The 12,659-nt window shown below is 49.5% G+C and carries 11 protein-coding genes; all 11 read left to right on the forward strand.

The annotated features are described in order from the left end of the window. Positions 1 to 158 precede the first annotated feature (158 nt). On the forward strand, positions 159 to 788 hold the full coding sequence (locus NTW12_05255; GenBank protein MCX5845752.1) for a hypothetical protein: 630 nt from the start codon (positions 159 to 161) through the stop codon (positions 786 to 788). Positions 789 to 800: 12 nt separating this feature from the next. Then, positions 801 to 1,244: a DNA-binding protein gene (locus NTW12_05260; GenBank protein ID MCX5845753.1), complete on the forward strand. Its 444-nt coding sequence runs from the start codon at positions 801 to 803 to the stop codon at positions 1,242 to 1,244. Positions 1,245 to 1,695: 451 nt separating this feature from the next. Further along, entirely contained in the window at positions 1,696 to 3,756 is a 2,061-nt protein-coding gene (locus tag NTW12_05265) for a PAS domain S-box protein (protein MCX5845754.1), read from the forward strand. Between the two features lie 241 nt (positions 3,757 to 3,997). Continuing rightward, entirely contained in the window at positions 3,998 to 4,174 is a 177-nt protein-coding gene (locus tag NTW12_05270; GenBank protein MCX5845755.1) for a hypothetical protein, read from the forward strand. Next, positions 4,171 to 4,305: a hypothetical protein gene (locus NTW12_05275; protein MCX5845756.1), complete on the forward strand. Its 135-nt coding sequence runs from the start codon at positions 4,171 to 4,173 to the stop codon at positions 4,303 to 4,305. The genes NTW12_05270 and NTW12_05275 overlap by 4 nt, the downstream gene beginning before the upstream one ends. Continuing rightward, a complete protein-coding gene (gene ltrA / locus NTW12_05280; GenBank protein MCX5845757.1) occupies positions 4,302 to 5,549 on the forward strand; it encodes a group II intron reverse transcriptase/maturase in 1,248 nt (415 codons plus the stop codon). Before NTW12_05275 ends, ltrA begins: the two co-directional genes overlap by 4 nt. 916 nt (positions 5,550 to 6,465) lie before the next feature. Further along, positions 6,466 to 8,256, forward strand: coding sequence for a PAS domain S-box protein (locus NTW12_05285; GenBank protein ID MCX5845758.1), 1,791 nt, complete (start codon positions 6,466 to 6,468; stop codon positions 8,254 to 8,256). A gap of 35 nt (positions 8,257 to 8,291) precedes the next feature. Further along, entirely contained in the window at positions 8,292 to 9,365 is a 1,074-nt protein-coding gene (locus tag NTW12_05290; protein ID MCX5845759.1) for a response regulator, read from the forward strand. After that, complete coding sequence (locus tag NTW12_05295) at positions 9,362 to 11,668, forward strand: ATP-binding protein (protein MCX5845760.1); 2,307 nt, start codon at positions 9,362 to 9,364, stop codon at positions 11,666 to 11,668. Before NTW12_05290 ends, NTW12_05295 begins: the two co-directional genes overlap by 4 nt. Before the next feature lie 38 nt (positions 11,669 to 11,706). Beyond that, on the forward strand, positions 11,707 to 12,072 hold the full coding sequence (locus NTW12_05300; GenBank protein ID MCX5845761.1) for a response regulator: 366 nt from the start codon (positions 11,707 to 11,709) through the stop codon (positions 12,070 to 12,072). A 111-nt stretch (positions 12,073 to 12,183) separates the two neighbouring features. Beyond that, positions 12,184 to 12,659, forward strand: a 476-nt coding sequence (locus tag NTW12_05305) for a response regulator (protein ID MCX5845762.1), incomplete at its 3' end; no start/stop codon positions are given.

Below are 12,659 nucleotides of genomic sequence, written 5' to 3' on the forward strand. Positions count from 1 at the left end.
ACTGGGCTGAAATGGACGGCTTCGTAAAAAGTTCCAGAGGCAAGGCGCGCGAATCCTGAGGAATGAGGCGTACCTAATAAGTACGCTGCAATGACGAAGGATGAATCGGAACGCAGCATATGGAATTTTTAACGGAGTCGTAAGGTGTTTGGAGAGAAATGATGAACACATGCCGGCTTTTCGTTATGTTGATGGTTGTCGTCATGTATACCGGGTGCAGTCACGTTGCGAGCTATATCGACATCGTAAAGGAGAAGGGGCTATCAAAAGAATATCTTGATACATTAGACACATGGACAAGATCTCAGACGGTCTATTCCGAGTTCGAGACCAGGGTTACTATTAAAGCCACTTATAAAGGGACGGCATTTAACCAAGCGTATTTCAAAGAATATACGAGAATATACCAGTTGCCCGATGAAGAAAGGAAGATGAGGGAGGATGCCCAGATCAATCTCTCTTCTGATTTCACGGAATTTCTCTTTTATGCTTATACCCCGGAAAAAGAATCAAATGATTTCAGCAAGGCACGTTCGATATGGACTGTTTTTCTTTTAGACGAAAAGGGGAAGAGAATAAATCCGGTTGAGATCAGAAAAATCGATAAAATTACCCCTGTCATTACTGTATTCTACCCCTATGTGAATCAATATTACGGAACGTTTTACAGTATCAAATTTCCTCCCGCTGCAGAGAGCGGGGTGAAAACCGGCAATACCAAAAGTAAAATCATGAAACTGATTTTTACCAGTGTGCTTAGCAAGGTTGAGTTGGAATGGAAGTTGTAGAGAATATATTCTATGAAGTATTCCCAGGCAAAACAAGGTCGCATCTTTGTTATCAGGCTCGAGGATGGAGACATCATTCATGAGGTTATCGAGAATTTTGCACGACAGCAGTCTATAAATGCTGCCGCTTTGATTGTCATCGGTTGTGCGGACGAAGGAAGCACACTGACAGTAGGTCCCGAGGAGGGTCGAACATCCCCGATTGTACCCATGATACACATCTTAGAGAACGTTAATGAAGTATCAGGTGTGGGGACTGTCTTTCCCGACGACAATGGCAATCCAATCCTGCACATGCACGTGGCCTGCGGCAGAAAGACAGCGACAACAACCGGATGCGTTCGCCAGGGTGTTAGCGTCTGGCATGTGATGGAAATCATCCTTTTTGAGCTTCTGGACAGCACTGGTGTCCGTCTCCTGGAGCCGGCCTCAGGATTCAAGCTCATGAATCCGTGATGATTCGATTCAAGTATTAGACTGCCGTGAGGCGGTTTCAGAAATCCTCGAGAGGGGAAGTTGATACAGCAATCACTCAATTAGGCGCTGATGTATAACTCCTTCCGCAAAGAATTAAACAACATCGAAGACAAGATAACTATATAGCAAATACAAATCTTCAGTAGCAAGCATCATGTCAGTTTATTGAATAATATTGGAAACATTCAATTCCATACTGTTTATTTTTTCATCCAAGGAAAAAGTGAACAACTTCCTTTATGTACTACACAAACGTTAATCTCGATCAGAATACATGATTTCGAATGGCAAGCAGTATCTGACGAACTATATTCCATTTGACATCTCAATGGGTATCCAGTAACGTTCGCATCCGTTAACAAGTCTCGTAACCAAAACTACCAGTCTTTCTTTTTAGCCGGCACTGTTAGTCATTACAAAGGGGCATCATGTGAAAGATCCATCCAGAACAAATCAAGAACTGCTCGAAGAGAATTCCTTTTTAAGGCAGAGAATCCAGGAACTCGAACAATCGGAATCAGAACGTAAGCAGGCAGAGAAAGCCCTGCGGGAGAGCGAGGAGTATTTCCGGACAATCACCGAAAATGCATCAGACGTCCTCTTTACTGTGGATGAACAGGGAATAATCACCTATGTGAGTTCCTCCGTTGAACGAATAGTCGGCTTCAGTCCGGACGAGTTGATCGGAACGAGCACTTTCAATCTGTTTATACCTGACGATCTTCCAAGAGCCATTGATGATTTTAGCCTGGCTCTGCTTACAAATGATGTTGCTATTCCCAACAGTTTCCGTATCAGACATAAAGATGGTACCGAACTCATTATGGAAGGTGTCGGCAAAAATCTCATGCATAATTCGGCTATTGCCGGTTTTGTGGTTAATGTCCGCGATGTAACCGATCAAAAAAAGGCTGAAGAGAAATTTCGGGAATCCCAGCAGAGGCTCTCTGACATCATTGAGTTTCTGCCAGACGCCACTCTGGTTATCGACAAAGATGGCAAAGTCATTGCCTGGAACCGGGCCATCGAAATCATGACCGGCATCAAGAAGAAAAGTATGCTCGGCAAGGGCAACTACGAATATTCTCTACCCTTCTATGGTGATAGAAGACCCATTCTCATCGATCTTGCCCTTCATCCGGATAGGGAAATGGAAAAACAATACACGGCTATTCAGAGGGTAGGTGACGTACTCTTCGGTGAATCCTTCACCCCTAACCTGCCACCTGGTGATATACATCTTTCTGCAACGGCATCTGTGTTGCGTAATTCCAAGGGCGAAATTATTGCTGCCATAGAGTGTATCCGTGACAACAGTGAGCGCAGAAGGTTGGAGGAGCGTTTAAACCGCTCGGAGAAGATGGAGGGCCTCGGAAGACTGGCTGGCGGCGTGGCCCATGACCTCAATAACGTCCTTGGGGTAATGGTCGGGTACTCGGAGCTGCTTGCAGAAAAGCTACCAGTAGAGAGTCCCCTGAAAAGATATGCCGACAACATCCTCCAGTCCAGCCTGAGGGGGGCAGCGATTATACAGGATCTTTTAACTTTAGCCAGAAGAGGGGTGACTGTTTCGGAAGTGGTCGATCTTAATCGAGTTGTTTTCAACTATCTCAGGACACCGGAGTTTGAAAAACAGAAGTCCTACCACCCGGACGTGAAAATCTGGACGGAGCTAGCAGATGGGCTCTTGAATATCAAGGGATCCCCTGTCCATCTGGGAAAAACGATCATGAACCTCATCTCCAACGCCGTAGAGGCTATCGCCGATCAGGGAGAAGTGACGATAAGAACAGAGAACAGATATCTGGACTACCCCCTCCGCGGGTATGACGATATGCAGGAAGGGGACTATGTAGTCCTGACAGTATCCGACACCGGCAGTGGTATCTCCGCCAATGATATCAGTAAGATCTTCGAGCCCTTCTATACGAAGAAGGTCATGGGGAGAAGTGGTACGGGTCTGGGGTTAGCCGTTGTCTGGGGGACCGTGAAAGATCACAATGGATACATCGACGTTCAGAGTGAGGAGGGCAAGGGGAGTACCTTTACCCTCTATTTCCCTGCTACCAGGGAAGATCTTGCCAAGGTCCAAGAGGCCATATCAACCAAAGCCTACATGGGCAGAGGTGAATCGATCCTGATCGTAGACGATGTGGAGGCGCAGAGAGAGGTCGCCATGAGTATGCTGGGGAGGCTTGGGTATCAGGTCGAGGCTGTTTCCAGTGGGGAGAAGGCGATTGAGTACCTCAAAAACGGAAAAGCGGACCTGGTGATCCTGGATATGATCATGGACCCCGGGATTGATGGGATGGAGACCTACCGGAGAATACTTGAAATCAACCCTGGGCAAAAGGCAGTAGTTGTCAGCGGATTTTCTGAGAGCGACCGGGTAAGGAAGGCCCAGGAAATGGGTGCCGGGGCTTTTGTCCGGAAACCCTACATTCTGGAGAAGATAGGTCTTGCGATCAGGAAGGAACTGGACCGGAAATAGGCACGAACATTTCCGCCAGTACAAGTATCTATACGTAAGTGCGCCACGAAGGTGCATGGAAGATGAGGGTAGGTCCCTCGGAGTCGGTTTGCAGGAACTGGCTTCAAACCACCTTAAGCTGCAGTGGTAAAGAGCCATTGTGGTGAGCGTTAAGGAAAAGGCAAGGCAAGATCTTGTCAGGTGCGGATCAAGGAGACGAATACCAGTGAACCGCTGATCACGTGTCGAAAAGTTTAAGGCGATGTCAAAACCGAGAGGTTACGTAGTCTCGGGACAAGCTCAGATGATACCTGCTTACAGGCTGGGCGACATCCGGTATGGAGGCGGCGTGAACTTGATTCAGGCTTTCATGTGCAACGTGGGAACCTGTCGTTCCGATGTTAAGGAAGAAATTCAAGTGGAGGACCCACAAGAATGAGAGTACCGATGCGGAGCACAGGGACGGACCACCCCGTAGTAGCGATGAAGGATGGTAATGCGTCTGGAGCGAAGGGGATGGATTATTCAGTCGGATTCAGAGGTCAACCAGTTGGTGGGAGGAACCTGTGAAGAAGGCAAAGTCGTTTGAGATTTCCAAGGAGGTTGTCGTAGAGGCGTGGAAACATGTAAAAGCGAACCAGGGAGCGGCAGGTGTAGACCATGAGTCAATAGCGGATTTTGAGAGGAACCTGAAGAATAATCTCTACAGAATCTGGAATCGTATGTCATCGGGAAGTTATTTTCCTCCGCCGGTCAGGACGGTAGCGATACCGAAGAAGACAGGCGGGGAAAGAATGCTCGGTATTCCTTCGGTGTCTGACAGAGTGGCGCAAATGGTGACAAAGTTGAACTTTGAGCCAGCAGTAGAGCCACACTTTCACGAAGACTCATACGGGTACAGGCCAGGTAAATCGGCGATTCAGGCAGTAGGTGTAACAAGGCAGCGATGCTGGCAATACAACTGGGTGCTTGAATTTGACATAAAAGGTCTGTTTGATAATATTGACCATGAACTTCTGATGCGGGCGGTAAGAAAACATACGGGCAGCAAATGGATACTTCTTTACATCGAAAGATGGTTGAAGGCTCCGTTTCAGAAAGCAGACGGCACACTGCTGGGGAGGACGAAAGGAACGCCGCAGGGTGGTGTAATAAGCCCGGTGCTATCCAATCTCTTTCTGCATTATGTGTTTGATGTCTGGATGAAGCGGAACTATCCGGAGCTTCCATTTTGCCGCTATGCTGATGATGGAATCGTGCATTGCCGGACGAAACCAGTAGCGATTGCACTAAGGAAGGCACTGGAAGTCAGATTCGGGGAATGTAAGTTAGAGCTTCACTCTGAAAAGACTCGGATTGTCTACTGCAAGGATTCTAACCGCAGAGAAGAATACCCATCGATAAGCTTTGATTTTCTGGGCTTCACTTTCCGGCCTAGGAAATCGAAGGATCGAAAAGGGAGATACTTCGTCAGCTTTTCCCCTGGCGTAAGCAACAAGGCAGGGAAAGAGATGAGACAAAAGAGTCGGCGATGGCAACTGCATCTGAGAAGTGATAACTCCTTGGAAGATTTGGCGAAGGTAGTCAACCCTATCATAAGAGGGTGGATAAACTACTACGGAAACTTTTATAAATCTGCGCTGAATCCAACCTTGCAACATCTGAACAATATACTGGTCAGATGGGCAAGGAGGAAATTTAAAAGGTTGAAAAGCCATCTAACCAGGGCGGTATATTGGTTGGGGAGAATAGCCAAAAGGCAACCCCAGTTATTCACGCATTGGCAGTTTGGTATAAGACCAACGGCTGGATAATGGGAGCCGGATGAGCCGAGAGGTTCACGTCCGGATTTGAGAGAGCGCAGGGGGGTAGTTCCCCTGCGCCACTCACCCTTTCAATTTGCCTTTGAGGTGAGGATTACCATTTATAAGCAGTGCTTTAGAGGTTTCATGTTTCTCTCATAGAGAAAATACCTGCGGAGGATCTTCGGGAGGCTGATACCCTAAAGGGCACGAGCGACAAAATGTCGGTGGGGAACTTTCTTGAGTACATCGCATCACAGCAACTCTCCGAATTCGACCACCCGTTTCTGATGACAGGATGGGCAGAATTCGAAGAATCAGCGAAGCTAAATGCCTGCGCTTGCAGGAGAAGGCCAGAAGGTACTCGTTATTGTCAGTTCCTTCTTTGGACCTGCAAGAGGAAACACTATCCGATGCTCGTAATAATGATGATTTCTTTATATATTTGCTTGACAAGAGCCAGATTTTTCTTCAAAATATTGAAAAATCAATTTCAGCAATACATTTATTGCAAGGAACGTCTCGTGTTATCTCCTGACAAACGCTAAAAAAAGGCCCGGTTTTGCGATGGAGGGTTTAACGATGGCCCGGTGTTTGCGCTCGCTCACTCACTCACTCTTTTATCTTAATAAACAATACTACCAGAAGTATACCTATAGCGCCCGGCGTCAGTGAACCGTTCTATGGTTTTCTGAAAGGCCGGGTTTTTTATAAAATTTGCTTTGATGTAAGTGCTCAGTTTCAACTCCCGGTTGGCGCAATGGTCCGGAAAGGGAAATTCTCGACCTGGTAATGCGATAGTGTTTTCATGTCAGGCAGGGGGGGAAGTAGTAATGGCGATTATAGGTCAAATCGGACTTGTTATAATTGTGCGATTGGGAAGTGGTCGCTGCCTGCCTGCGCCTATGCAGAGAGAAGGAGTATCGTTTTGAGTAACAAAGCAAAGATTCAGCAGGGATTAATTCAGGAACTGGCTTCTCTGAGACAGAGAATTGCAGAGCTTGAGCAATCGATATCTGAGAGCAAGCATTTGGAGGAGTCGCTGCTAAAATCGGAAAGGGAGATTTATGACCTATACGATAATTCACCCTGTGGTTACCACTCGTTGGACAAAGATGGCCTGATCATTCGCATAAACGATACGGAACTAAACTGGCTCGGGTATTCTCGTAATGAAGTGATCGGGAAAATGAATTTGTCCGTTCTTCTTACTTCAAAAAGTTCAGAAGACTTTCAGGAAAATTTCGCTATTTTCGAGGAACGTGGATGGGTTCAGGATTTGGAGTATGAACTGATCCGTAAAGATGGCACCCTCCTGCCGGTTCTTCTGAGTGCGACCGCCGTTGCAGACATTGACGGGAATTATCTGATGAGCCGGTCAATCCTATATGACAACACCAACCGCAAGCAGCTTGAAGAAGAATTGAAGCAGCATAGTGACCACCTTGCGGAACTGGTGCGACAGCGGACAGCCGAACTCCAGACGGCAAATGAACAGCTCCGCCAAGAGATCACCGGGCGCAAGCAGGTCGAGGAGGCGCTGCGTTGGAGTGAACAGTGTTTCCGCACGCTCTTCGAGAAGAACCTCGACGCGATCTTATGGGCCGACCCGACCACCGGCATGCTGACGGAATGGAACCGCGCGGCTGAACGGCTCTTGGGCCGGCGGCGTGAAGAGATATTGGACCAGCCCTTCTCCTCTCTGTATCCGCCAGAGGAACAGGACCGGACCATGGCGGCGTTCCGCAAGTTTAAAGACTCCGATAACCAGGAACCTTTCGTTACATGGATCCTCAGGCCTAACGGTGAGCAGAGGTGGGTGAGCATCACTGGCACTTTTGCACACGTGCATGGCCGGCCTATAATGCAGGGAACTTTCCGCGACATCACCGAGCGCAAGCAGACGGAAGAAAAGATAAGAGCGCTCAATGAGGAGCTTCAAGACCGTTTGCAGGAACTCACCGAGGCGAAGGCCCTCGAAGAAGAGGCCAACCGGGCCAAGGCAGAGTTCCTGGCGAATATCAGTCACGAGCTCACCACGCCCCTCAACAGCATCATCGGTTTTTCCCAGGTCCTTTTAACGAGGAATTTTGGAAACCTCAATGAAAAGCAACAGAGGTATTTGGAGAATATTTTAAACTCCGGCGAGCAACTCCATGACACTCTGAAGAACATTGTCAGCTTTGTGCGTATGGATGTCAGTAATCCCGATATGGATTGGGAAGACTTCCGCCTGAAGGATATCGTCGTTTCGGCGTTGTCCGTTTTCCGGAAGGCCGCAGAAGTTCATCATCTCACCCTCACCCCCGACATTGAAAAGGAAGCGGACAGGATGATCCGGGCGGACCGGGGCAAAGTTATCCAGATGTTCCATAACCTCCTCTCCAACGCCGTGAAGTTTTCCAGGGATGGGGGGCAGATAACCCTCAGTGTCCGCTATCGAAAAGGTTCGGAAGAATCCGGTAAGGACGACTTTATGGAAGTCACGGTAGAGGACACGGGCATCGGCATCAGGGAGGAGGACCTGCCCCGGCTCTTCCGGCCTTTTGAACAGTTAGAGGCGCCCCTGACCAAGGAGTTTGCAGGGGTGGGGATGGGGCTGGTCCTGGCCAGAAAACTCATTGAGGTTCATGGCGGCGCTATCCGGGTGGAGAGCGACTATGGCAAGGGAACCAAGGTTATCTTTACCATCCCCGTCAAGGATAGGCATGAGAAATGAACAAAAGGCGCGCGACCTGATTTATGGAGGCAACTATGGAGAACCTGAGAAAAAGGATTCTATGCGTTGACGACGATCCCGTTAACCTCGATCTTCTGGAGGCGATTCTGCAGCAAAAGGATTACATCATCCTGAAGGCGCAAGGGGGTGCGGAGGCCTTGGAAATGATGAACGTCCAGGCGGTTGATCTCGTCCTGCTCGATGTGATGATGCCCGGAATGAACGGCTTCGAGGTGTGCAGGATCGTCAAGGATAATCCCGCCATGAATCACATCCCTGTGGTCATGGTCACCGTCCTGGCGGATAAGCAATCCCGGCTGCAAGGGCTGGAAGCGGGGGCCAACGATTTCCTGAGCAAACCCATCGACAGCATCGAACTCCTCGTCCGCACGCATAACCTGTTACGTATCAAGGAATTCGAGGATTTTCTGAAAGAGCACAACAAGATTCTCACCGTCCAGGTGGCGGAGAAGACGCAGGATCTCCGGGAGTCCTTCATCGACAGCATTTACCGTCTCACCAGAGCGGCAGAATACAGAGATGACGATACGGCCTCCCACATCAAGCGCACGAGCCATTACACCCGCCTTCTGGCGAGGGAAAGCGGCTGTTCCGATGAGGATGTGGACACATTCTTTTATGCCAGTCCCATGCATGACATCGGCAAGATCGGCATCCCCGACCAGATCCTTTTGAAACCTGCCCCCCTGACCCTGGAGGAGTTTGGTATTATGAAAACCCACACCACCATTGGTGCGAGTATCCTTGCCGGAGGCAGTTCTCTCATCATGAAATCGGCGGTGCGCTTCGCCAGCCATCACCATGAACGCTGGGACGGCACGGGCTATCCGGCAGGGTTGAGGCAGGAGGAAATCCTAATGGAAGGAAGGATGTTCGGTATCGTGGACATCTACGACGCCCTGCGCAGCAGACGGCCCTACAAGCCCCCCTTCACTCATGAGCAAACTTTGCGCATCATCGCCGAGGGAGACGGCCGCACCCTGCCGGGACACTTTGATCCCCTCGTACTGGAAGCCTTCAAAGACAATCACCGGCGGTTTGACGAGATATATGAAGAGCATACCAATCATGCGGAGGCGGTCACATGAAACGGTTTAATTTTGCCAGCCTGCGGTTCAAGTTGATTTTATTGATCGTCATTATCCTGCTTCCCATGTTTGCCTACTCACTTTATAGCAGCCTGGAAGCCCAGCGCCGCGCCCGAGACGACGCCTTCAGAGCGGCGCTGGATGAGGCAAACAAAATCTCCGTTACACACGCAGAGATCATCAACCATACCAGAACTCTCCTTACTACCATTTCCTATCTGCCGTCTGTCCGGCAACTGGACCGAACAGCCTCTAAAAAAATTCTGGCCGATCTCCAAAGGGATAACAGCAAATTATATTCGGTCATCAATATCATCCTTCTCAATGGAGATTCATATATTACCAGCCTTCCCACGATGAAGAAGGTAAATATCGCGGGGCGACCCTTGTTCCAGAAAATATTGAAAAACCGGTCCTTCGCCGTCGGAGAATATACCGTTGGACCTTGGACAGGCACACCGGTACTTCCCATAGAAGCGCCCATATTGGATGATGCAGGCAACCTCAAGGCCATTCTGCTTACAGCCGTTAAATTGGATGCCCTCGACATATCTCCGGAAAAGATAAGACTGCCGGCAGGGTCTGAGGTCAGCGTTTTTGACCAAAAGGGCTCTGTCCTTATGCGCCATCCCGCAGGCGATTTTGTGGGCAAGGTCATGCCCGAGGCGGAGATCGTCCGGAAAGCGCTGTCCCTGAAGGTAGGCACTGTAGAAGCACGGGGTGTTGATGGAAAAGATCGTCTCTATGGTTTCACAAAACTTGGGCAGGCGGGAGGCGAAATCTATGTCTCCGTCGGGATACCTGCGGAAGTCGCCTTCGCAGAGGTGCGGCGCATGATGATCACCCAGTTTTCAGTGCTCGGTGTCATCGCACTGCTCGCCTTTTCCGGGGCATGGTGGCTGGTAAATCGGTACATAGAAAACCCCATCAAGAGATTATTAATGGCCACGCGGCGTGTGGCGGAGGGCGATCTGGACGTTAGGACGGGCCTGGTCAAGCACGGGGGCGAGATCGGCGAACTGTCCTCTGCGTTCGACCAGATGGCGGATTCCCTCCAGGAGCGCGAGGTGGCTCTCAAGAAGGCGCTTGCGGAAAATGAACATCTCATAGCAAACTTGGAAGGCCTTGTCGGGGAGAGGACCGGGCAGCTTGATGCGGCCATACTGCGGGCGGAGGCGTCAACAAGGGCCAATGAAGATATCATAGATACAGTACGCGAACCCCTCTTGGTGCTGGATTCAGACTTGAGAGTTCTCTCCGCCAACCGTAGTTTCCATGGTTACTTCAAGGTAACACCGGAGGAAACTATAGGTAATCTTATCTATGACCTCGGGAACCGACAATGGAATATTCCCAGGCTTCGGACGTTACTGGAAGAGATTCTTTCCAAAGATAGCAAGTTCGATGACTATGAAATTGACCATAACTTTCCAAACATCGGGCGCAGGATAATGCTGCTTAATGCCCGCCGGATCACTCAAAAAGAAATCCATTCTCAGATGATTCTCCTGGCTATCGAAGACATCACTGAAAAAATGAAACTGCAAAGAGAATTGGCAGAACGAACACGCGACGCAGAGACGGCCAACCGCTCCAAGAGCGACTTTCTGGCCAATATGAGCCACGAACTGCGAACCCCTCTCAATGCCATTATCGGCTTTTCGGAGGTTTTGGAGGATGGACTCTATGGCGACCTCAATGACCGGCAAAAAACCTATGTCCGTCATATTTACACCTCGGGAAAGCACTTGCTCAGCCTGATCAATGACATCCTTGATCTGTCCAAAGTCGAGGCGGGGAAAATGGAATTCGAGGTCAGCCGTTTTCCCATCCGTGCGGTCCTGGATTCATCCGTCGTCATGCTGAAGGAAAAGGCCATGAAACATGGCATCGCATTGAGCGTTGAGGTCGAGCCCGAGGCCGATATCCATGTCGATGTCGATGAGCGAAAAATCAAGCAGATCGTCTTCAATCTTCTCTCCAACGCCGTCAAGTTCACGCCCGACGGGGGAAGGGTAACGTTGCGGGTGCGCATGGCGGCGGTCGAAAATGGGAGCGAAGAGCAGCGCATGCTCGAAGTATGCATAGAGGACACGGGCATAGGCATAAAGGAGGAGGACCTGCCCAGGCTCTTCGGCGAGTTCACCCAGCTTCACCAGTCTGTTTTAACAAAGGAACACGAGGGTACCGGCCTGGGGCTGGCCCTGACGAAGCGCCTCGTGGAACTCCATCACGGCAGCATCCGGGTAGAGAGTGAATATGGCAAAGGGAGCCGGTTTTATTTCACCCTGCCGGTATCATAAGGGAAAAAAGATAAAATCGAAGAATGAGGGAGGCTTATATGGGGCGACGCATCTTAATAGTAGAGGATAATCCTCAAAACCGCTTGCTTGTAAAGGACGTCCTGGAGTTTCATGGGTATGAGATTATGGAGGCGGAAAATGGTCAGGCGGGCATCGAAATGGCGAAGAAATACAGGCCTGATCTGATCCTCATGGACCTCCAGATGCCCGTCATGGACGGCTTCACTGCCGGAAAAATCATCCGGGGCGACCCGGATACGAAAGAAATCAAGATGATCGCCGTGACCTCCTTCGCCATGTTAGGAGACAAGGAGCGCATCATGGAAGCCGGTTTTGATCATTATATTGCCAAACCCATCAATACCCGGGCGCTTCCGGTTCTGATCAAGGAGATCCTGAAGTAAAAAAGTTAGAAATAACGAACCGACCTCTGTCATTAAGATTATGAAGAAATCGAACGATACCTTTTACGTTTTGAATATGGGGACAGCCGCCTTCATGCTGAGGAGAGTCGAATGGAAGACAGGTCTGGATCGGTCAACATCCTGGTAGTGGATGACATGCCCGTAAACATCGAACTTTTGAAGGCATTGCTGGAACCCCGTGGGTATCATGTCATTGGAGCGGCAAGCGGTGCCGATGCATTGAAAATCATCGACAAATCGGTTCCGGACCTTATCCTTCTGGACGTCATGATGCCTGAAATGAACGGGTTTGAAACCTGCCGCCGCATTCGAGAAAAAAAAGAGCTGCCCTATATTCCAATTATCTTCATCACCGCCAGTGAACTGGATCAACAGAATGCCGTCGAAGGCCTCGATTCGGGTGGAGATGATTATATCCGCAAGCCCTTCCAAACGTTTGAACTGATTTCGAGAATCAAGACCAACTTGAGAGTGAAGTCCACCCACGATCAACTGTCTAAAATCAAGTCGGAGTTGTCCCGTTATGTTTCGCTGTCGACCGTCCGGATGATTGATAACATGATTAC

The sequence above is a fragment of the Deltaproteobacteria bacterium genome (genome assembly GCA_026388545.1).
GTDB lineage: Bacteria > Desulfobacterota > Syntrophia > Syntrophales > UBA2185 > JAPLJS01.

Bases quoted from the DNA above. Each gene is read 5' to 3' on its own strand.
- NTW12_05260 (MCX5845753.1), top strand. From the start codon at position 801: ATGAAGTATTCCCAGGCAAAACAAGGTCGCATCTTTGTTATCAGGCTC.
- NTW12_05290 (MCX5845759.1), top strand. From the start codon at position 8,292: ATGGAGAACCTGAGAAAAAGGATTCTATGCGTTGACGACGATCCCGTT.
- NTW12_05270 (MCX5845755.1), top strand. From the start codon at position 3,998: ATGTCAAAACCGAGAGGTTACGTAGTCTCGGGACAAGCTCAGATGATA.
- NTW12_05300 (MCX5845761.1), top strand. From the start codon at position 11,707: ATGGGGCGACGCATCTTAATAGTAGAGGATAATCCTCAAAACCGCTTG.
- NTW12_05255 (MCX5845752.1), top strand. From the start codon at position 159: ATGATGAACACATGCCGGCTTTTCGTTATGTTGATGGTTGTCGTCATG.
- NTW12_05275 (MCX5845756.1), top strand. From the start codon at position 4,171: ATGAGAGTACCGATGCGGAGCACAGGGACGGACCACCCCGTAGTAGCG.
- NTW12_05295 (MCX5845760.1), top strand. From the start codon at position 9,362: ATGAAACGGTTTAATTTTGCCAGCCTGCGGTTCAAGTTGATTTTATTG.